This window comes from Prosthecobacter sp. (assembly GCF_049294395.1).
GTDB lineage: Bacteria > Verrucomicrobiota > Verrucomicrobiia > Verrucomicrobiales > Verrucomicrobiaceae > Prosthecobacter.
On record NZ_JBAQCR010000230.1, the window covers coordinates 1 to 19537 of the forward strand.

Genomic DNA, 19537 nt, shown 5'->3' on the forward strand with positions numbered 1-19537 from the left:
CGACTGCCCCGGGTGCGTGGCATCGACGATGCGCGCGATGTAGTCCGCAACGATCTCGGGCAGGAAGATCCGCCGTGCGGTGGCCTGGATCAGCGCGAACGCCTCACGTGTCACAACCGACGCCACCTGCGGCTCCACGCCGAGTTCGCGCTGGGTGACGATCTTTGCCAGCGTCTCCGCTGAATTGCGCAGCACCTCCAGCTTGAACAAAAAGCGGTCCACCTGCGCCTCTGGCAGCGGATAGGTGCCTTCGAGTTCAATGGGGTTCTGGGTGGCGAGCACAAAGAACGGATCTGGCAGAACGTGCGTCTGTCCCAGCACCGTCACGCGACGCTCCTGCATGGCTTCGAGCAGTGCGGACTGCGTCTTGGGAGAGGCGCGGTTGATTTCATCTGCGAGCAGCAGGTTGGTAAACACGGGCCCCGGTTGAAATACAAACTCGCGTTTGCCATCCACCTCCTGCAGCACGGGATTTCCTGTGATGTCGCCGGGAAGCAGGTCGGGCGTGAACTGTACGCGGCGGGTGGTGAGATTGAGGGCTTTGGAGAGGCCTTTCACCAGCTCGGTTTTTCCCAGGCCCGGCAAACCTTCGAGCAGCACATGGCCGCGTGCGATAACGCCGCAGAGCACCAGCTCGATGAGTTCACTTTGCCCGAAAAGCACCTCATTCAGGGTTCGTCGCAGGGCATCGACAGGTAGGGATGCCGACTGAATTTCTGAGTCTGAAGCGTAGGCGTCGTTCATTCATCCGACTAAAACAAGAACCAAGGCATGAAGTCGAGTTGAAAAGGGAACTTCACACACATTTCACAAATGCACTCGGAGTGCAGATGCGAAAGCGAATGCTCAGCGGAAAACGCGCTTCAGCACGGCCTTCTCCTCAGGTGTCAAAGACTCACGCCAGACCTGCTCGCCGCCCTGTCCGGCGTTTTGAATCGCACCAGCGGCCTGAGGGCCTTTGATGCTCTTGTCCACTTCGTGTTTGCCATCCTGAAGTGCCAGCATGTTGCCCACCTGGGCACGTGACATGTCGGTGTTCGACACCGCTTCTTTTTTGTTCGTGCCGAAATCGTTTTCTTCATCGGAGAGTGTCAACGGTGCCGTGCCCGGGCCACGCGAGACGCCGCCATTGCCGGGGCCCTCGCCCTCTCCCCCCATGCCCTGGCCTTGTTTTTTCAGCAGTCCCAAGGCCTCAGCGAGTTCGTCGTCCTCGCCTTCGCCATCGCCGAGAAAGCCAGGATTTTTGCACATGCCATTGCAGGCTCCGGCCTTCTTTTTCATCGACTCGCCCAGCTCTTTCATCTGCTCCTTGGAAAGGCTCTTCAGATTTTTTGGATCGAGGCCCGCAATCGACTTCAGCAGCTCAGGATCAAGCTCCAAGGAGCTCGACTTCATGTCTGCCAACGCTTGATCGAAGTCTTTGAGCAGCTGCTCCTTGGCCTCCACCGAAAGCTGGTCGGCATAATTTTTCAGCGCATTGAGGCTGCGCTCCGCCGTGGTGAGATTTTGAGCCAGCTGTTTGATGTCGCGTTGCAGCTGCTCTTTGAGGGTGTCTCCCGCATTGAGGCTCTCATGGCTGAACCACTTTTCCGGTGGCTGATCCCGCAGCTCGGCGATTTTCGCGAGCTGCTCGTCTTTTTCCTCCTCGGTGACGATCTTGTCTTCCTTCAGCTTTTCCAGCCAGTCTTCCATCTGCGCCCAGGCCTGCGGCTCTACCGTCGGTCCTTTGGCTTCAGCATCCTGGGCCACGGGCAGGAAGATCGCGAGGGCGAGACTGCCGGCAAATGCGACGATGGGCCCACCCAAGGTCTGCCAGCGCCAGCGCCAGCCGTCGTCCGCAGATGGAACCAGTGCGGGCCAGACACCGCGGCCTGCGGCTGCGGTGGTCAGGGCATTGTGCAGGTGGAGTTCCGACTCAAGCCGCACCAAGGCCTGGGATGTGGAAACAAACTGCCGCCGCGCGAGCAGCCAGGCTGTGATCATCAAAGCCACAAAGCCAGACGCCACCCATGGCCAGACGTGGCGCCAGCCCAGCTCCATGCCACGCGAACGGAGCACAAAAATCACGACAAAACCAAGCACTCCCGCCATCACCAGAAGAGGCATGGCCCGAGCAAGCCACCAGCCGGCATTCACTTTGCGCCGCGTACGGCACGCCTGTTTCAACCAGGCCGTGGAAAGCTGAGCTTGATCCGTCATGCCGGGATTCATATCCGATCAACCGCCGGATGACGAGTACAATAATTGACGCAGGCCGGTCCAGCGTTTGCGGCTTTCCTGCTTGCTCACGGCGAGTGACAGGGCCCGCTCATCGCCCACGAGTACGCAGAGTTTTTTGGCGCGTGTGATGGCGGTGTAGATGAGGCTGCGCTCCAGCAGAACGTAGTGCTGCGTGCTGACGGGGATGATGACGCAGGGGAACTCGCTGCCCTGGCTTTTGTGAATGCTGAGCGCGTAGGCGAGCTGAAGTTCATCAAGCTCTCCGGGTTCGTATGCGACGAGGCGGTCCGCATCGTAGCGGACGTGAACTTTGACGGGATCGGCATCGATGGTGACGATGTGACCGATGTCGCCGTTGAAGACTTCCTTGTCGTAGTTGTTGTGCGTCTGGATGACTTTGTCACCGACGCGGAAGGTGACGCCGAAGCGCTCGATTTCGAACTTGAGTTCGTTGGGGGGATTGAGCGCGAGCTGAAGGGATTGATTGAGCGAGATGGTGCCGAGGAGGTTGCGATTCATCGGTGTGAGCACCTGGATGTCGCGGATGGGATCGAGGCCGTATTTGGTGGCGAGGCGCGTGTGCGCCAGCTCGACGAGGGTGTGCTTGATCTCTTCGGGTTCACTCTCCTGGAGGAAAAAGAAATCGCTGCTGCGTGAGGGTTTCAGATCGGGCACCTGGCCGCGATTGATCGCGTGGGCACTGGTGATGATGCGGCTGCTGGCGGCCTGACGGAAGATCTCGGTGAGCTTCACGCAGGGCACCTTGTCGCTGGCGATCAGATCATGCAGCACCATGCCTGGACCAACGGAGGGGAGCTGATCGGCATCTCCCACGATGAGCAAATGCGCGCCGTCGGGCAGCGCGGAGAGGAACTGCGCCATGAGGGGTGCATCGATCATCGAGGCTTCATCGACGACGAACAAATGACCCGCGAGGGGCTTGCCGCGATGACGACCCCACTGGCCTTCGCCTTGGTATTCGAGAAGGCGGTGCAGCGTCTTGGCTTCAAGGCCCGTGCTTTCGGTGAGGCGCTTGGCTGCACGGCCGGTGGGCGCGGCGAGCACGAGCTTGATCTGCTTGCTTTGCAGAATGAGGAGGATGCTGCGGAGGATGGTGGTCTTTCCCACACCGGGGCCGCCGGTGATGATGAGCAGGCGATGCCGCAGGGCCTCGCGCACGGCGCGCTGCTGGCTTTCGGCGAGTTCTTTGCCGGTCTTCTTCATCACCCAGGCCAGGGCGGCGTCTTCATCAATACTGGGATAGGCTGCGGGCAGGGCGGCGAGTGACTTCACATTCGCCGCGATGCTTTGCTCTGCGGCGCGCAGGTAGGGCAGGTATAAAAAGGTGTCGTGTCGTTCGAGTTGATCGCTGGCGATGAGCGCGTCGATCTGCGGTGCGATCAAGGCCTCCACTCCGAGAAGATCGATGGCTTTTTTGATGACCTCGGTTTCTGGGACGCAGCAATGGCCGCTGCCGGCGGCGGTTTCGAGCACATGCAGGATTCCTGCCTTGATGCGCTCAGGTGCGTCTTCCGCCACGCCGAGCTGATAGGCGATGTCATCCGCTGTTTTGAAACCAATGCCGCGAATGTCCTGCGCCAGACGGTAGGGGTTCTCCTTCAGCACCGCCTGCGACTCTTCGCCGTAGGTTTTATAAATGCGCAGGGCACGGGAGGAACTGATGCCGTGCTGATGCAGGAAGAGCATGATGCCGTGGATCGACTTTTGTTTGATCCAGGATTCGCGGATTTCCACGCGACGCTTCTTGCCCACGCCTTCCACGTCTTCGAGTTTCTTGGATTCGTTTTCGATGATGTCGAAGACCTTGGGCCCGAACTTCTCCACCATGCGCTTCGCGTATTTGGGCCCGATGCCTTCGATCAAGCCGCTGCCGAGGTAGCGCTCGATGCCAGCGAGCGAATCGGGGCGTCGGAGCTTGAGCGCGTCTGCTTTGAACTGCGGACCGAAGTCGCGGTTCGGCTCCCACACACCACGGGCCTCGAATTCTTCCCCGGCGACCACACGGGGCGCTTTGCCGATCAGGCTCACGACATCGCGCCGGCCTTCGGGGACGATTTTGAGGATGCAGTAGCCATTGTCCTCATTGTGAAACACCACGCGGTCCACAAGTCCGCGCAGGACTTCGGATTTGGGGGTGTTTCGCGGGGCTGGCATGGGTGCAGGCTAGCACTGCGGAAATCTGATTGCCAGTATCACCGCCAACATGCTACTTCACGTCATGTTTAGAACAGCGATTCCCTTTGGCTATCTGTTCATTGCGCTCTTCCTGGGTGGACTCTTACTCGTGGCTGTGACGTGTTTTGTCCTTGGCTGGCGTACTCGACGGCGCTCCCTGCAAATGATGGGTGCAGTCTTATCACTCACAGTGATCGGCTTGATCACTGCGGATGTGGTCATGAATTCTCTCGTAGAATGGAATCCCCTCGTGCGTGAGGACAAGGCTGTGCTCGGAACCTGGCTGCGAGAGCGAAACTTTTGGATGGATTTTTCCGAGACCATCATCCTCCGGGCGGATCACAGTTTCGAATATCATTCTGATACCGAAGGCTTTGCTGGAAAATGGGAGAGGTATGACTGGAATTTGCATCTCGCAGCCAAGGGAATCGACTCCACGATGCGCTTTATCGAATATTCTGGAGAACTCAGGCTCCTATCCCATCCGCCGGAAGATCCCGACTCATGGAATGGCGACCCGGGTTTGAAACGAGCGCAACCTCACCCGTAATGCTGCGTGCGGAGTTCCTTCGGCGTGATGCCGATGCGTTTGCGGAACTGCTGGGTGGAGGCGCTTTGATCGCAAAAGCACACAAATCCGATTGCCAGATGTCCGCTTTGTCGTGGTTGAACTGAGGCCCATTTGGCCACTACTTGGGTGCAAATCAAACCTCCCTGTTTTGCTGGACCACTATCGACTGCAACTTCGTGACCAACTTCCCGTGATCCTGCGTCCGCTGCTGCCGGATGATCGGGAACGGATCATTGAGGCCTTCAGGAGACTTTCGCCTGAGTCTACATACTTCAGGTTCTGGACGAGATTTCGCGGGGCCAATCCGACTTTCATCGACCGGCTCTGCGCGGAAGATCAGGGGCAGCATGCGAGCTGGATCATTGTGATCGAAAACAACGATGATGTTCCCGGCGTGGGAGGCGGCTCATTCTGGCGCATGGGAGAGCAGGCAGACACGGCGGAGGTCTCCTTCACGGTGGCGGATGAGTTTCAGGGGCAAGGTGCAGGAACAATTTTGCTGGCTGCGATCTGGGAGCATGCGTACTCGATTGGCATCCGGAAGTTTGTGGCTCAGGTGCTGGATGAAAACCATGTGATGCTCACCTGGTGGAGCAGCCTTGGCGCGGCCCATGTCAGACATCCGCATGGAGGATGGGAATTGACGCTCATGCTTGATGAAGCCCTGCTGCCGGACACCTCTGCGGCCAACAGCTTGCGCCAAAGGCTGGCTTTTCTTCGCGGGGCAGCCGCTGATGGCTGAATGCGTTTGAACCATCACCCGTGGTGCCTGGTGCGGAACTCCTTGGGCGTCATGCCGGTGCGTTTGCGGAACTGCTGGGTGAAGGCGCTTTGATCGCAGAAGCCGTGGTCGAGGGCGATCTGGATGATGGGCGTGGATGTTTTGGCCAGGGCTTCGGCGGCGGATTGAACGCGTGCGCGCAGCAGCAGCTCGTAGGGGCTGAGGCCGAGGGCGGCGCGGAGCTTGCGGTGAAGGTGGCGTTCGGAGACTCCGGCGGCGCGGGCGAGTTCCGCCGCGGTGACGACCTCATGGCAGTGGGCGCGGGCGTATTGGATGGCGGCGGTCACTTCGCGCACGTCGTGCTGGCGCATGCGGTCTTCATCCCGCCGGGTGATGCCCATGACGCCGATGACCTTGCCACGCCTGTCGAGCACGGGGAGCTTGGTGCAGAGGAACCAGTTCAGGTTGTGCTGCTCGTCATACCAGACTTCGAGGCGGTTGATGAGCGGCTTGCCACTGCGGATGACTTTCTGGTCGTCCTCGCGGTAGGCTTTGGCGACCTCGGGCGGAAAGAATTTCTCGTCCATCGCGCCGACGAGTTCGCGCTCGTTCTTGATGCCGAAGCGTTCATACGTGGCGCTGTTTGCCGCCATGTGCCGTCCCTGGTCATCCTTCATGAAGAAGAACACGCCCGGCATGTGCTCGAAGATGGCGCGCACGCCCTGAGGATCGGCGATCTGGGCGAAAAATTCGGCTTGGAGACGTGGCAGCGACATGGCCGGATTTTAACAAAATTTGGCAGTCTGTCACCAAACGAACTGGGGTTGTCGTAAGTATGTACATGGCGATATTTCAACCTCTGTCCGTCATGCACCTCCGTCTCCTTTCCTTACTCGCCTTCGCCAGCGCTGCGGCATTCGCTCAAACGAAGCCGACTTACACCTTCCCCGTCAAGGCGCTGACCGCCGAGGAGGAGCTGAAAACAATTGAACTGCCGAATGGCTACTCATTGGAGCTGGTGCTGAGCGATCCGATCATCAAGGAACCGACGGCGATCGCGTTCGATGGGAACGGCAAGATGTACATCGTCGAAATGCGCACCTACATGCAGGACATCGACGGCACGGACGAGCTGACGCCGAAGAGCCGCATCTCGCTGCATGAATCGACGAAGGGCGATGGGGTGTATGACAAGCACAGTGTCTATATGGACAACATCCTTCTTCCACGCATGGTGCTGCCGCTGGATGACCGCGTGCTGGTGGGCATCACGGACACGAATGACATCACGCTGCATCGCGATGCAAATGGCGACGGCGTGGCGGATGAGCAATCGCCCTGGTATGTCGGCGGTCCACGTGGCGGCAACATGGAGCACCAGCCCAGCGGTTTGGTGTGGGGCTTGGACAACTGGATTTACACCACCTACAACGGCTACCGCCTGCGCTGGAACGGCAAGGACGCACCGCTGAAAGAAAACACCGCGCCGAATGGCGGGCAGTGGGGCCTGGCTCAGGATGACTACGGCAAGATGTGGTGGAGCAATGCCGGTGGCGAGAAGGGCCTGTGGAACTACCAGGCACCGATCCTCTACGCCGCGATCAATGTGCCGCAGCAGAAGAGCGAGAAGTTTGATACGGTGTGGCCGATTGTGGCACTTGGGGATTTCCAGGGTGGCCCGGGCCGATTCCATTCGCCTGAAGACCTTCGTTTGAATCACTTCACGGGCTGCGCCGGACAGACAGTCTATCGCGGTGACCGCCTGCCGAAGGAACTGTATGGGAATGTGCTTTTGCCGGAGCCAGTGGGTCGTTTGATCCGCCGCGCCATCATCGAAGTGAAGGATGGCATCACCACCGTGACCAATCCGTATGAGGCGGAGATGAGCGAGTTTATCCGCAGCAGCGACCCAAACTTCCGCCCGCTGAACATGACGACCGGGCCGGATGGCTGCCTCTACATTGTCGATGCATATCGTGGTATCATTCAAGAGGGCAACTGGGTGAAGCCGGGCAGCTTCCTGCGCGGCGCCATTGAGCCAACAGGCATGCAGCATGTGACCGGCCACGGCCGTGTGTGGCGTCTGGTGCACAAGGACTTCAAGCCCGGCCCGCAGCCGAAGATGATTGGCGAGACTTCTGCACAACTGGTGGCGCATCTCACGCATCCGAATGGTTTCTGGCGCGACACTGCGCAACGCATGCTGGTGGTGAAGAGCGACAAATCCGTGGTGCCTGCGCTCATTGAGATGGCGGCGAAAAATGACAACCATCTCGCCCGCTTACACGCGCTGTGGACGCTCGAAGGCCTCGATGCGATCACGCCTGACATCATTCACACCGCGATGAAGGATGCGCATCCGCAGCTTCGCGCGAATGCCATCCGCGTGGCGGAATCGCTGCTGAAGAAAGGCGACACCGCTTTGATCGCCGACATCAAAGCCCTGCGTGCTGACAAGGATCCGACCGTGGTGCTGCAGACACTTTACACGAGCCGTCACTTCAACTGGCCGAATTGGAAGCTCGAAGCGCAAACGGTGCTCATGACTTCGCCCAGTATCGGCGTGAGGGAAATCGGTGCGCAGCTGCTGGTGGAGGCGCCAAAGATCAGCGGCAGCTTCACCAAGGATGAGAAGAAGCAGCTGGAGCGCGGCCAGGAGATCTTCCGCTCGCTGTGCTTCGCCTGCCATGGGTTTGATGGCAATGGGATGCCGATCGCCGGGCGTGAAGGCGCGACGCTGGCGCCGCCGCTCGCTGGTTCCAAGACGGCCGTGCAGGGAGATGCCATCGTGCGTGTGATGATGAACGGCCTCTCCGGCCCCATCAATGGCAAGACCTATGAGGCGCAGATGGTGCCCATGGCCACGAACAACGACCAATGGATCGCCGACGTGACGAGCTACATCCGCAAGGCCTTTGGCAACAATGGGAAGCTCGTCACCAAGCAGGAAGTGGCCAAGCTGCGCAAAGACCTTTCCAAGCGCGTCACGCCGTGGACCATCGAGGAGTTGCAGGCGCTGTACCCGCAGCCGCTGAAAAACCGCAGCGCCTGGAAGCTCACCGCCAGCCATGGCGCAAAGGATGTTAACAAAGCCGTTGATGGCGACATCGCCACCCGCTGGGACACACATGGCTCTCAAACGCCTGACATGTGGTTCCAGATCGACCTTCCCGAAGCCACGGACATTTCCGGGCTGGTGCTCGACACGGGCAAGTCCCACAACGACTACCCGCGCCAGTACAAGATCGAGCTGTCACTCAACGGCACGGAATGGGAGAAACCCGTTCTTCAGGGCAAGGGTGATGCTGGGGCCATCGAATACCTCTTCCCAAAACCGACCAAGGCCAAGTCCATTCGGATCTCGCAGACCGGGGAACAGAAAGGGACTTATTGGTCCATTCATGAGCTGGAAGTGCTGGGCGTGGTAAAGAAGCCTTAAAGTGTCCTCATCTTGCAACGGGGCTGGAACGGGATAACTGCTGTCCCGTTCCCACTACACATGAAGCAGTTGTTCCATTTCTTCGGCACCATGGTGTTGGTCTTCGGGTTGCTTGGTTGCAAGCGCCCGCCTTCCAATCTGCTGCAAGGCTATGTGGAGGGTGAGTTTGTGTATGTTTCCTCGCCGCTGGGTGGCAAGCTGACGAAGCTGAATGTGCAGCGGGGTGCGCAGGTGAAGGAGGGTGACGTGCTGTTTGCGCTGGAAGACGTGGCTGAAACGGCGGCACGGGATGAGGCGAGCCACCGGCTGCAGCAGGCGAAGAACACGCTGGAGGATGCGAAGAAAGGCAAGCGGCCGACGGAGATTGCGTCGCTGGAGGCGCAGTTGAAGCAAGCGCGTGAGGCGTCGGCCCTGGCGGAGATTGAATTCGCACGACAGCTTGAGTTGACGAAATCCGGCGCTGTGGCGGTGGACAGCACGGACCAGGCCCGCAGTGCGAACGTGCAGAACCACAAGCGTGTGGAACAACTGGAGGCGGATTTGAAGACTGCCGCTTTGGGCATGCGCAGTGATGCGGTGGCGGCGCTGGAAGCGGAGGTGAAGGCGCGTGAGGCAGCGCTGGCCAAAGCCGCGTGGGATCTTTCGCAGAAGCAGCAAAGCGCGCCGCAGGCGGGAGTGGTGAATGACACGCTCTACCGTGCAGGTGAAATGGTGGCGGCGGGACGGCCGGTGGTTTCCCTGCTGCCGCCGGCCAACATCAAGGTGCGCACGTTTGTGCCGGAAACGCGGCTGACGACCTTGAAGGTGGGTGATGCGGTGAAGGTCCGGCTTGATGGTGTGGCCGAGGCGCTGAATGCGAAGGTGAGCTTCATCGCGCCCCAGGCGGAGTACACGCCGCCGGTGATCTACAGCCAGGAGAACCGCAGCAAGCTGGTGTTCATGATCGAGCTGCGATTCGATGATGCGGTGGCGGCAAAACTGCATCCGGGGCAGCCGGTTGATGTGGAATTCGCGCCCTGACGATGAGCGAGGAACTGGCCATCGATGTGAAGGGCATGACGAAGCGATTCGGCACGCGCACGGTCGTGAACAAGATCGACCTGCAGGTGCGCAAGGGTGAGATCTATGGCTTCCTGGGGCCCAATGGCAGTGGCAAGACCACCTTCATCCGCATGCTGTGCGGTCTGCTGAAGGCGGACGAAGGCAGCGGGACGTGCCTGGGTTTTGATGTCATCAAGCAGAGCGAGGAGATCAAAAAGCAGGTGGGGTACATGACGCAGCGCTTCAGCTTTTACGAAGACCTGAGCATTCGGGAGAATCTGGATTTCGTGGCGCGCATGTATGGCATCAAGGACCGGCAGAGGGCGGTGAGTGCCTCCATCGAACGGCTCGGATTGGCGGGGCGTGAGCGGCAGCTGGCGGGCCAGTTGTCTGGCGGATGGAAGCAGCGGCTGGCACTGGCGGCTTGTTTGATTCATGAGCCGAAGCTGCTGCTGCTCGATGAGCCGACGGCAGGTGTGGACCCGAAGGCGCGGCGCGATTTCTGGGAGCAGATCCATCAGCTTGCCGCTGAAGGGCTGACGTTTCTCATCACCACGCACTACATGGACGAGGCGGAGCGTTGTCATCGGCTGGCGTATATTGCGTATGGCAATCTGCTCACGCATGGCACGGTGCAGGAGGTGGTGGAGAGCGCGCATCTCACGACCTGGTCAGTGAAGGGCGGCGATTTGGTGAAACTCGCGGGGGAGCTGCGGGGGAAACCGGGGGTGCATCAGGCGGTGGCGTTTGGCACCTCGCTGCATGTCAGCGGTGGTGATGCGGCGGCGCTGGAGCAAGCCATTGCGCCGTTCCGCAATGATCATGAATGGACGCTGATCCGCTCCGGCCTTGAGGACGTGTTCATTCATTTGATGGATCAATCGAAGGACAACTTCGCTGCCGCATGAACCGCTACTTTTCCATCACGCGCTTTCTGGCGATCATCATCAAGGAGTTCATCCAGATGCGGCGGGACCGCGTGACCTTTGGCATGATGGTCGGCATTCCGCTGCTGCAACTCCTGCTGTTTGGCTTTGCCATCAACTCGGACCCGAAGCACCTGCCCGCCGCCGTGCTCATGAATGACAGCGGGCCGCAGGCACGCACGCTGCTCAGCGCCATCCGCAACAGCGGCTACTATGAGTTTGTGCGGCAGGTGAAAAGTGAGGCCGAAGCACGCGAGGTGCTGGAGCATGGCGAGGTGCAGTTCGTCATCACCATTCCGCAGGATTTTTCACGCGACCTGCTGCGTGGTGACAAGCCGACGCTGCTGATCGAAGCGGATGCCACGGACCCTGCGGCGACGAGCAATGCCATCAACATCCTGCGCCCGCTGCTGACCACGGCGCTCATGAATGACTTCAAGGGCCCTCTCGCTTATCTGGCGCAAAGCGAGGCTCCCATCGACCTGCGCATTCATGCGCTCTACAATCCGGAAGCGGTCACGCAGTATAACATTGTCCCCGGCCTCATGGGCGTGGTGCTGACGATGACGATGGTCATGATCACCGCGCTGGCTATCACGCGGGAACGGGAACGCGGCACGATGGAAAACCTGCTCTCGATGCCGACGCGGCCGTTTGAAGTCCTGCTGGGGAAAATCATTCCCTACATGTTTGTCGGCTACATTCAGGTGGTGCTCATTTTGATCGCGGCGCATTTCCTCTTTCATGTGCCGATGGTGGGGAATCTCGGGCTACTCTTTGTCGCGGCGTTTGTCTTCATTGCCGCGAATCTCGCGGTGGGGATCACTTTCTCGACACTGGCCACCAATCAGCTGCAGGCGGTGCAGGGCTCGTTCTTTTTCTTCCTGCCTTCGCTGCTGCTCTCCGGCTTCATGTTTCCCTTTCGGGGCATGCCGCAGTGGGCGCAGAACATCGGCGAGGTGCTGCCGCTCACGCACTTTCTGCGCATCATTCGCGGGGTGCTGCTGAAGGGGAACGACTTTGCCGACATCTCGCTGCAGCTCTGGCAGATCGGGTTGTTTGCGATTGTGGCGTTGTTTATTGGGGTGTTTCGCTACCGGCAGACGTTGGATTGAGGCCTTGGTCGTAGGTTGGGTGTGTTTGGCGTGCCCATCTCACCCACGCTCCACTACGCCTTCGCCAAACCGCCCGACTGTGAGCGTGTTCGTGCGCCATAGTGTTTGCCGTGCGCTGATGGACGGGCGGGCTTACGCCACACCCATCCTACGGTCCACGTGCTTCGCCTTGGACCTAGCGTGACCCTTCGCTTATAACTTGTAGAACTTGATGGCATTGCCCGACCACAGCTTGCGCTGATCTTCGAAAGGGCGTGATGCCACGATCTGGTCCAGGGCCTCGACCCAGCCGCGCACGCGGCTGCCGAGGAGGCAGACGGGCCAGTCGCCACCGAAGAAGACGCGGTCGGGGCCGAAGGCATCGAGGCAGTGGTTGACCACGGGGGCGAGGTCTTCGGCGCGCCATTCGCCGGGCGGGACGAAGGCGACGATGCCGCTGATCTTGCACATCACTCCGGGCTGCGCGGCCACGGCATCGATGCCGCGTTTCCAGCCGTCGGCGGTGCAGCTGCGTTTCAGGCCGGGGCCGAGCTTGGAATTGAAGGCCTTGGGGTCGCCGTTGCCGCAGTGGTCGAGGACGAAGTGGGTCTCCGGGCACTGCTGGATGAGCTTCACGGCATCGTGCAGTTCCGTGGGGCGCATGGTGAGTTCGAAGTTGAGGCCGTGTTTGCCGAGGGTCTGCACGCCGCGCACGAAATCGGGGCGCAGGCAGTAGCCAGCAGGTGTGGAGGGGCCGTGCAGCACTTGGCGCAGGCCTTTGATGATGCCGTTGCCCGCGTAGCGCTGCACGTAGCTTTCGAAATCTGCTGAGGCGGGACGCCCGCCGATCGTGGCGGCAATGGTCGGGGTGTTGCGGGCACGGATTTGCGCCACGATGGCATCGGCCTCCTTGATGTGATCTTTCGGAGATACGTCCACTTCCATGTAGATGGCCTTCACGTTGAGGCCATGAGTGGCCTCCAGATACTCGGGGGTCAGGAAATCATGCTGCAGCACTTCAGGCGCTGTTTTGACCCAGGGTGGGTTCACGAAATCACCGCCCCAGAGGTGCTGATGCGTGTCGATGATCAGCTTGTCCGCCCGGCGAGTCGTCGTGGTGCAGGAGGAAGCGGTGAGGGCCGCGGCGGAAGTGGTGTGGAGAAACTGGCGACGGTTCATGGTGGAGGGTGGAGATGCCTATACGGGGCGGCACACATTTCCTTGTCAGGAACTGCTGGCCTGAGTGAATCATTCGTCTGCGTCCGCGTTCAATCCCTCAATATCCGCCAAGTCCTTGTGCCGACCACTCGCTCGTTTGTTGCGGATCAAATCTTCCAACGCGATGACCGGCACCGTAAGGCCGTCGAAATCGGCCATTTGTTTGCGTGAAACGCATTCGGCAAATTCGACGCCTGAAATCTGATTGAGAATCTCAATCCGGTTCGGGGGAAAACCAAAACGAACGATGTTTCCAGGCTTGAGAAACAGCGATTCATCGACCATGCCCGGTTTAAAACCGAATCGCTCCAGACTCTTCAGAATGCGGTGCGTGTTCTCAACGCTCATCTCCACCCAGACGTCCATGTCCTGGGTCAGTCGCGGGTAGCCGTGGTATCCCACTGCCCAGCCGCCGATCAAGAGATACTCAACCTTCTCCTCGTTGAGATACCTCAAAAACTCGGTCAGATCGTCTGAGAGCATCCTCTCCATAGTAAGCGAGTCGTAGTTTTTCGATGCCGAGGAAGCGCTCACGCGCCGGACGCGACATCCAGTATTCGTAATCCTCGCGCCGCTGGTCTTCGAACGTGCCCACCGAGATCGCTGTGCGATCAAGACGGTTCATGTTCAGCAGTGAATGGGCAGCGGGTGACATCTCCCCAGATGTTAAAGGCAAAGATTGGGTGCGCAAGACAGGTTATGAGCACTTGGAAGCAAGTTGACTCCTGATTACTAAAACGGGCGGCCATTGCTGGCCGCCCGTTAAAGAACTTGCGAAGTTATGAGCTCCTATCTGCTCACACATGAATCGGATGCCCCTTGGCGACTTCCGTCGCCTCCTTGACCATCTCGGACAGGGTCGGATGGGCGTGGATGGTGGCTTCGATTTCGTCCCAGGTGGCTTCGAGGTTCATGGCGAGGCCGATTTCGGCGATCATCTCGGTGCTTTCGCTGCCGATGATGTGCGCGCCGATGATCTCGCCGTGCGGCTCGCCGTAGAGGATCTTGACGAAGCCTTCGGGCTCGGCGGCGGCGAGGGCCTTGCCGCTGGCCACGTAGGGGAACTTGCCGACCTTGAACTTGAGGCCCTTCTCCTTGGCCGCGCGCTCGGTGAGGCCGATGCTGGCCACCTGCGGATGGCAGTAGGTGCAACCGGGGAAGGCACCGACTTTCTTGGGCTTGTGCTTGGTGAAGAGGCCTTCCACGCACTGCACAGCCTCATAGCTGGCCACGTGAGCGAGCCAGGGTGGCCCGATGATGTCGCCGGCACCGTAGATGCCTTTGACGGAGGTCTGGTAGCGTTCGTCGGTCTGGAGCCAGCCGCGATCGGAGAGCTTGATCTCGATGCCGCCGGGCAGCACGGGGACCACGCCGATGGCGACGAGGCAGACGTCTGCTTCGAGGGTTTCGTTGGCGGCGCCTTCGACGGTGATCTTCACGCCGTTGCCATCTTCAGAAGTGCCGGTGACTTTGGTGTTGGTGAGGATGCGGATGCCGGACTTGGTGAGGCTCTTTTCCAGGGTCTTGCTGACTTCGGTGTCTTCGACGGGGAGGATGTCGGGCAGCATTTCAACGACGGTCACCTTGGTGCCGTAGGCGTTGAAGAAGTAGGCGAACTCAATGCCGATGGCGCCGGCGCCGATGACGATGATGCTCTTCGGCTGCTTGTCGAGGGTCATGGCCTCCTTGCTGCCGATGACGGTCTTGCCATTGAAGGGGAAGCCGGGCATCGGGCGGGTTTTCGCGCCGGTGGCGATGAGGATGTTGGCGGCATCGTGGGTGGCCTTGGTGCCGTCTGCGGCGGTCACTTCGACCTTGCCTGCGACGGGGATGCTGGCGGTGCCTTTGAGGTAGTCCACCTTGTTCTTCTTGAAGAGGAACTCGATGCCCTTGTTGAGCTTGTCGCTGACGCCACGGCTGCGGCCGATGACCTTGGACCAGTCATACTCGACGCTGCCGATCTTGAGGCCGAACTCCTCGGCGCGGTGGGTGATGGTGTGGTACAGCTCGGCGTTCTTCAGCAGGGCCTTGGTGGGAATGCAGCCCCAGTTCAGGCAGGTGCCCCCGGCGCGGTCGTTTTCGACGCAGGCCACTTTTTTGCCGAGTTGCGCTGCGCGGATGGCTCCGACGTAGCCCGCAGGCCCGCCGCCGATAACGATGAGGTCGTAGTTCATGTTTTTTTGAGAGAGAAAGTGAGGGAGGAGAGAAGCGCAGCCGGAAGGGATGTTCAACCGGTGAATCAGTGTTCCCTGGATGGGAGATTTTCCAGATGACGCTCCTGGGACTCGTGCTAGTTTACGAGCATGAAACCCAAGGCGGTCATCATCACGGACCCAAAAAAGCTGTTCGCGATCTGCTCCAATCAGCCGCGCGTCTCGCGAGAGCAGGCCATTCGCTCTATTTTGGCTGCCAATCGGGCAAGCTCATCCCCGCCGCCCGCGAGAGTGAGCTGAGCCGTCTTTTGGAAGAACTCGAGGCCGGCGTTCCAGATTATCCGCCTTCCTTTATCGGCGGAGAGCACACGGTTTTTATTCCTGTTCAGTCAGAAACCGTCATCAAACACACCCTGCCCGGCTTTTACGGCCGGATCATGGACGAGACGAAGCTGCTCGATCCGCGCACTTTCCAAAACAAAACCCGCCTCGTGATGCGGGCGGCGCTGCCTTCGGAATACCTGCGACGCTGGGCAGTGATGACAGATGTCTTCGGGATGCACACCCACTACCTCGGCAAGGTGACCGGCTGCGACCGCGATCCGCAGATGGCGGTGGAGCAGCCGTTCATCCCAGAGGATGAGAACCTGCCCGCCACGCTGGAGGACGCGGAGGCGTTTTTCAACGCCCATGGGTTTGAGCGGGTGGCCGATGCCCACATCATCAATCCCGAAGTGCATGGAGTGACGTGGTATCGCCAACGGGATGGCATTCTCATCACGGATGCCCATGCACGAAATTTCCGCCGTGACCTCAATGGCGTGCTCATTCCGGTGGATCTGGTCATCGCTCTGGTGCCGCCCGGTTCATCGGCGCTGCTGCCTGCAGCGGCAAAGTTATGGGAACCGGCCGAAGAAGACTGAGACTTGCCTTGAACAGAGTCCCAAATCTGGCAACTTTCCAGCAGTTGGGCCGTTGGTTTGATTGGTTCAAAAATGCGCACTTCATTCCATCTTCTGCTAATCACATTCCTGCTGTCCTGGCAGGCAAGTGCGGCGGAGCAGCGGCAGAGCAATGACAAGCCGCCGAAAACGGACATCTCTGAGCTCCTGAAGATCCAGAGTGACGTGCAAAAGCTCCTGCCCCGGGTGCGGCAGGCGCTGGTGGCCATCCAAAGCGGGGACGGCACGGCCAGCGGGGTCATCATTTCCGCCGACGGGCTGATGCTGACGGCCGCGCACGTTCCCAACGGCCCGGGGAAGGACATGAAGGTCATTTTGGAAGACGGCACCGTCACCACGGCCAAGTCTCTGGGGCTGGACAAAACAACGGATGCGGCCTTGGCCCAGCTGAAAGACCGGGGCAAACCCTGGCCCTTTGTGAATCTGAGCCGTGAAGTGGCCAAGGCGCAGCCTGGTGAGTGGTGCTTTGCACTGGGGCACCCCGGGGGCTTTGACAAGGCGCGCGGCCCCGTGCTGCGCGTGGGCAGGATCATCAAACAAACCGCCAACAGCCTGCACAGCGACTGCGTGCTGATGGGCGGCGACTCCGGCGGCCCGCTTTTCAACTTCAATGGCGAGGTCATCGGCATTCACAGCCAGATCTGGGAGGGGCGGGACCAAAACGTCCACGTGTCCATGTCACCCTTTCTCCGCTCCTGGGAGGCGATGCAGAAATCCCAGGTCATCAAAACCTGGGGCACGGGCGCGGGCGGCTACCTCGGAGTGGCCACCGTGATGAACGACCGACTGGATCTGGAAGTGGCGGATGTGATCGACGCCTCACCCGCGCTGAAGGCTGGAATTCGCGCCGGAGACGTCATCCTGAGCGTCAACGGTGAAGCCATGACCGACCAGCAGCAGTTCAGCGCCACCGTGCGCGCCCGGGCCGCCGGGGACACCCTCAAGCTCAGACTGCGCACCCATGACAAGGAACGCGATGTTTCCGTCCAACTGGCACAAAAGCCGCAGGAAGAAGGGCAGTAAGCAAATGACGAAGGACGAATTCAGAAGGACGAAGGACAGCTCCACCGCATTCCGTGCGTGGGCTCCTTTGTCATTTGGACTTCGTCATTCAGCTTTTCTTGTACTCCTCATCCCCCTTCTCATCCGTGCGGACCCGCCGCGCCTGCCGCTGCCGCAGGAAGACCGCACCAATGGGAAGCACACGCTCGCGGCTGTGGAGAGGCTCAAGCCGCTCACCATCGCCTGTGCCGCGCGCATCGAAAGCCCGCTGGGACGCACCATCTGCACCGCCACCATTGTGGGCGAGGACGGCTATGTATTGATCAAGGCCAGCGAGGTGCCCGAACTGCACAAGACGCGCATCAAATTCAGCGACGGGCGCACTGCGGACCTGCGCGAGGTGCACCGTGAAACGCGGCTGGACCTGGTGCTGGCCCAGGCGGTTGGCATCACCGGACTGCGTGCGGTTTCGTTTGGTGGCGCGCACTCACTTGGCCTCGGCCAGTGGCTGTGCAGTGTGGCGGATGCAGGCAAGGAAACGCGCATCGGCATTGTCAGCGCCAAATTCCGCCGCATTCCGGGCGAGGGAGCCGCCATGGGCATCCGCATGGATGTCAAAGCGTCCAAAGATGGCAAAGGGGTGCGCATCGTCGGCATCGCCAGCGAAAGCCCGGCCGAGGCCGCCGGTTTGCAGGAGGACGATATCCTCATCACCATCGCAGGTGAAAAGGTGGCGGCGCTGGATCGTGTTTATGACATCGTGAAAAAGCGCCAGCCCGGGGAGATCATCGACATCCGCTACCTGCGCAAAGACAAGGAGGAGAGCTGCCGCGTCCGCCTGGCCAGCCGTTCCAAGGTGCTGAACAACTGGGAGGGTGAGGACTTCGCCAATGGCGGCATTTCCCTGCGCAGCGACAACTTCCCCGAAGTCCTCCAGCACGACATCCCCCTTCTCCCTGCCGACATGGGCGGCCCCGTGGCCACGCTGGAAGGCAAGGTCGTCGGCATCAACATCGCCCGCGTGGACCGGGTCACGACCTTTGCCCTGCCGGTGGAAGCCTTCTGGACCGAAGCCCAGCTCTGGATCAAGGCGGACCGCCATCCGCCGAAAGCGGTGCTGGCGCAATAAAGGGGCTTAATCCGCCCAGTTCTCAAAGCGCAGCCCCGGCACTTGCGCAAAGTCCACGGTGTTCCGCGTCAGCAGCAAGGCATCATGCGCCAAGGTGATGCAGGCGATTTTTAAATCATGCGTCCCAATGCGCACGCCATCACGGCGAAGCTTCAAAAATAAATGGATGACTCCACATCCCAGGCCAGCACCGTCCATTTGGCAAACACTTCGACACTCGTATGCATGCGCCTATAAACTTCGATCTGCCCGTGCGGATTGATGGATCTGCGGTTCAACTCTGCCAACCATCCGCGCATGGATTCCTCAATGGTCACCACTGTCAGAGACGCGTCGTCACCGGAAGCATCGACTCGCGCGCGCAAACGTTCACCTGATTCGGAGGCGCTCAGAAACTGCCGGAGCATGTTGCCATCAAGCACCAGCATGGGTCTTTGGCGCGGTCTGTTCCTTCTCCCAAGTCTGCGTTTTCGCCCATGCCTCACCTGCATCCATCGCTGACTCAAAAATTGGATCTTTGGCGAAGGCTCCAAAGGTACTCATCCATTCGCGCTTCGGGTGAATGGTTAAACCTTCGGCATTTTCTCCAGAGGCGCTGGCAGTTTGTGTCGATGTCACGGACATGCCTTGAGGGTATGCGCATATTTCCAAAAGTTCAAGACCTGCCTTTCTTCGCGTCCGTTCAGAGGCTCAAGCTTCCAGCGAGCGTACTGAAGTCCTGATGGGGCACGTTCACGGCCTCGACTTTCGGAGAATGTCGGCCACAATCGCCTCCTGCTGCAAGCGGGACGCTTGCTCTACACCTATGCGCTACCAACCTCTGCCCGCCGAATTGTTTGTTTCCAATCGTCAGCATCTCTATGCC

General features: G+C 59.9%; 19 protein-coding genes. 9 read left to right on the forward strand and 10 right to left on the reverse strand.

Annotation, left to right across the window (positions count from 1 at the left end; genetic code table 11):
• The 3 genes from WAW39_RS15870 to WAW39_RS15880 all read right to left on the reverse strand — a co-directional run.
• Window positions 1-744 (reverse strand): AAA family ATPase (locus WAW39_RS15870; protein WP_422320163.1); only part of this gene is annotated, 744 nt, incomplete at its 3' end.
• Window positions 745-846: 102 nt separating this feature from the next.
• Window positions 847-2199, reverse strand: a complete 1353-nt coding sequence (locus tag WAW39_RS15875) for a hypothetical protein (protein WP_422320164.1) — start codon at window positions 2197-2199, stop codon at window positions 847-849.
• A gap of 18 nt (window positions 2200-2217) precedes the next feature.
• Window positions 2218-4395 carry an ATP-dependent RecD-like DNA helicase gene (locus tag WAW39_RS15880; RefSeq protein WP_422320165.1) on the reverse strand — a complete coding sequence of 726 codons (2178 nt, stop codon included), beginning with the start codon at window positions 4393-4395 and terminating at the stop codon, window positions 2218-2220.
• A 49-nt stretch (window positions 4396-4444) separates the two neighbouring features.
• Here WAW39_RS15880 and WAW39_RS15885 point away from each other — a divergent pair, with 49 nt between their 5' ends.
• Both WAW39_RS15885 and WAW39_RS15890 read left to right on the forward strand, forming a co-directional pair.
• Window positions 4445-4966, forward strand: coding sequence for a hypothetical protein (locus WAW39_RS15885; RefSeq protein ID WP_422320166.1), 522 nt, complete (start codon window positions 4445-4447; stop codon window positions 4964-4966).
• Between the two features lie 211 nt (window positions 4967-5177).
• On the forward strand, window positions 5178-5729 hold the full coding sequence (locus tag WAW39_RS15890) for a GNAT family N-acetyltransferase (protein WP_422320167.1): 552 nt from the start codon (window positions 5178-5180) through the stop codon (window positions 5727-5729).
• A 14-nt stretch (window positions 5730-5743) separates the two neighbouring features.
• Here the strand turns inward: WAW39_RS15890 and WAW39_RS15895 are convergent, their stop codons facing one another.
• Window positions 5744-6484: a helix-turn-helix domain-containing protein gene (locus WAW39_RS15895; RefSeq protein ID WP_422320168.1), complete on the reverse strand. Its 741-nt coding sequence runs from the start codon at window positions 6482-6484 to the stop codon at window positions 5744-5746.
• Window positions 6485-6576: 92 nt separating this feature from the next.
• Between WAW39_RS15895 and WAW39_RS15900 the strand changes: the two genes are divergently transcribed.
• From WAW39_RS15900 to WAW39_RS15915, 4 genes are read left to right on the forward strand one after another with little or no spacing between them, the layout of a single operon-like run.
• The gene (locus WAW39_RS15900; RefSeq protein WP_422320169.1) at window positions 6577-9147 is read left to right on the forward strand and encodes a DUF7133 domain-containing protein; all 2571 of its coding nucleotides are present in this window, start codon (window positions 6577-6579) and stop codon (window positions 9145-9147) included.
• A gap of 60 nt (window positions 9148-9207) precedes the next feature.
• Window positions 9208-10167, forward strand: coding sequence for an HlyD family secretion protein (locus tag WAW39_RS15905; RefSeq protein ID WP_422320170.1), 960 nt, complete (start codon window positions 9208-9210; stop codon window positions 10165-10167).
• 2 nt (window positions 10168-10169) lie between these two features.
• Window positions 10170-11096 (forward strand): ABC transporter ATP-binding protein, encoded by a 927-nt coding sequence (locus WAW39_RS15910; protein ID WP_422320171.1) that lies wholly within the window; start codon window positions 10170-10172, stop codon window positions 11094-11096.
• The gene (locus WAW39_RS15915; RefSeq protein WP_422320172.1) at window positions 11093-12229 is read left to right on the forward strand and encodes an ABC transporter permease; all 1137 of its coding nucleotides are present in this window, start codon (window positions 11093-11095) and stop codon (window positions 12227-12229) included. Before WAW39_RS15910 ends, WAW39_RS15915 begins: the two co-directional genes overlap by 4 nt.
• A gap of 192 nt (window positions 12230-12421) precedes the next feature.
• On the opposite strand, the gene WAW39_RS15920 is transcribed toward WAW39_RS15915, so the two are convergent.
• The 3 genes from WAW39_RS15920 to lpdA all read right to left on the reverse strand — a co-directional run bounded on the left by WAW39_RS15920 (window position 12422) and on the right by lpdA (window position 15600).
• The gene (locus tag WAW39_RS15920; RefSeq protein ID WP_422320173.1) at window positions 12422-13387 is read right to left on the reverse strand and encodes an amidohydrolase family protein; all 966 of its coding nucleotides are present in this window, start codon (window positions 13385-13387) and stop codon (window positions 12422-12424) included.
• A 69-nt stretch (window positions 13388-13456) separates the two neighbouring features.
• Window positions 13457-13909 (reverse strand): nucleotidyltransferase, encoded by a 453-nt coding sequence (locus WAW39_RS15925; protein WP_422320174.1) that lies wholly within the window; start codon window positions 13907-13909, stop codon window positions 13457-13459.
• 314 nt (window positions 13910-14223) lie between these two features.
• Window positions 14224-15600 carry a dihydrolipoyl dehydrogenase gene (gene lpdA / locus WAW39_RS15930; RefSeq protein ID WP_422320175.1) on the reverse strand — a complete coding sequence of 459 codons (1377 nt, stop codon included), beginning with the start codon at window positions 15598-15600 and terminating at the stop codon, window positions 14224-14226.
• Between the two features lie 95 nt (window positions 15601-15695).
• Between lpdA and WAW39_RS15935 the strand changes: the two genes are divergently transcribed.
• The 3 genes from WAW39_RS15935 to WAW39_RS15945 all read left to right on the forward strand — a co-directional run bounded on the left by WAW39_RS15935 (window position 15696) and on the right by WAW39_RS15945 (window position 18672).
• Window positions 15696-16502, forward strand: coding sequence for a hypothetical protein (locus WAW39_RS15935; RefSeq protein WP_422320176.1), 807 nt, complete (start codon window positions 15696-15698; stop codon window positions 16500-16502).
• Window positions 16503-16574: 72 nt separating this feature from the next.
• On the forward strand, window positions 16575-17564 hold the full coding sequence (locus WAW39_RS15940) for a S1C family serine protease (protein WP_422320177.1): 990 nt from the start codon (window positions 16575-16577) through the stop codon (window positions 17562-17564).
• Between the two features lie 4 nt (window positions 17565-17568).
• Window positions 17569-18672 (forward strand): PDZ domain-containing protein, encoded by a 1104-nt coding sequence (locus WAW39_RS15945; RefSeq protein ID WP_422320178.1) that lies wholly within the window; start codon window positions 17569-17571, stop codon window positions 18670-18672.
• 6 nt (window positions 18673-18678) lie between these two features.
• Here WAW39_RS15945 and WAW39_RS15950 read toward each other — a convergent pair whose 3' ends face one another.
• The 3 genes from WAW39_RS15950 to WAW39_RS15960 are packed head-to-tail and all read right to left on the reverse strand — an operon-like array spanning window position 18679 to window position 19296.
• Window positions 18679-18828, reverse strand: a complete 150-nt coding sequence (locus tag WAW39_RS15950; RefSeq protein WP_422320179.1) for a type II toxin-antitoxin system VapC family toxin — start codon at window positions 18826-18828, stop codon at window positions 18679-18681.
• The gene (locus tag WAW39_RS15955; protein WP_422320180.1) at window positions 18825-19100 is read right to left on the reverse strand and encodes a hypothetical protein; all 276 of its coding nucleotides are present in this window, start codon (window positions 19098-19100) and stop codon (window positions 18825-18827) included. The genes WAW39_RS15950 and WAW39_RS15955 overlap by 4 nt, the downstream gene beginning before the upstream one ends.
• Window positions 19087-19296 carry a hypothetical protein gene (locus WAW39_RS15960; protein ID WP_422320181.1) on the reverse strand — a complete coding sequence of 70 codons (210 nt, stop codon included), beginning with the start codon at window positions 19294-19296 and terminating at the stop codon, window positions 19087-19089. Before WAW39_RS15960 ends, WAW39_RS15955 begins: the two co-directional genes overlap by 14 nt.
• Between the last annotated feature and the right edge of the window lie 241 nt (window positions 19297-19537).

Bases quoted from the DNA above. Each gene is read 5' to 3' on its own strand.
- WAW39_RS15875 (WP_422320164.1), bottom strand. From the start codon at position 2,199: ATGACGGATCAAGCTCAGCTTTCCACGGCCTGGTTGAAACAGGCGTGC.
- WAW39_RS15880 (WP_422320165.1), bottom strand. From the start codon at position 4,395: ATGCCAGCCCCGCGAAACACCCCCAAATCCGAAGTCCTGCGCGGACTT.
- WAW39_RS15885 (WP_422320166.1), top strand. From the start codon at position 4,445: ATGCTACTTCACGTCATGTTTAGAACAGCGATTCCCTTTGGCTATCTG.
- WAW39_RS15895 (WP_422320168.1), bottom strand. From the start codon at position 6,484: ATGTCGCTGCCACGTCTCCAAGCCGAATTTTTCGCCCAGATCGCCGAT.
- WAW39_RS15900 (WP_422320169.1), top strand. From the start codon at position 6,577: ATGCACCTCCGTCTCCTTTCCTTACTCGCCTTCGCCAGCGCTGCGGCA.
- WAW39_RS15905 (WP_422320170.1), top strand. From the start codon at position 9,208: ATGAAGCAGTTGTTCCATTTCTTCGGCACCATGGTGTTGGTCTTCGGG.
- WAW39_RS15910 (WP_422320171.1), top strand. From the start codon at position 10,170: ATGAGCGAGGAACTGGCCATCGATGTGAAGGGCATGACGAAGCGATTC.
- WAW39_RS15915 (WP_422320172.1), top strand. From the start codon at position 11,093: ATGAACCGCTACTTTTCCATCACGCGCTTTCTGGCGATCATCATCAAG.
- WAW39_RS15920 (WP_422320173.1), bottom strand. From the start codon at position 13,387: ATGAACCGTCGCCAGTTTCTCCACACCACTTCCGCCGCGGCCCTCACC.
- WAW39_RS15925 (WP_422320174.1), bottom strand. From the start codon at position 13,909: ATGCTCTCAGACGATCTGACCGAGTTTTTGAGGTATCTCAACGAGGAG.
- lpdA (WP_422320175.1), bottom strand. From the start codon at position 15,600: ATGAACTACGACCTCATCGTTATCGGCGGCGGGCCTGCGGGCTACGTC.
- WAW39_RS15935 (WP_422320176.1), top strand. From the start codon at position 15,696: ATGACGCTCCTGGGACTCGTGCTAGTTTACGAGCATGAAACCCAAGGC.
- WAW39_RS15940 (WP_422320177.1), top strand. From the start codon at position 16,575: ATGCGCACTTCATTCCATCTTCTGCTAATCACATTCCTGCTGTCCTGG.
- WAW39_RS15945 (WP_422320178.1), top strand. From the start codon at position 17,569: ATGACGAAGGACGAATTCAGAAGGACGAAGGACAGCTCCACCGCATTC.
- WAW39_RS15955 (WP_422320180.1), bottom strand. From the start codon at position 19,100: ATGCTGGTGCTTGATGGCAACATGCTCCGGCAGTTTCTGAGCGCCTCC.
- WAW39_RS15960 (WP_422320181.1), bottom strand. From the start codon at position 19,296: ATGTCCGTGACATCGACACAAACTGCCAGCGCCTCTGGAGAAAATGCC.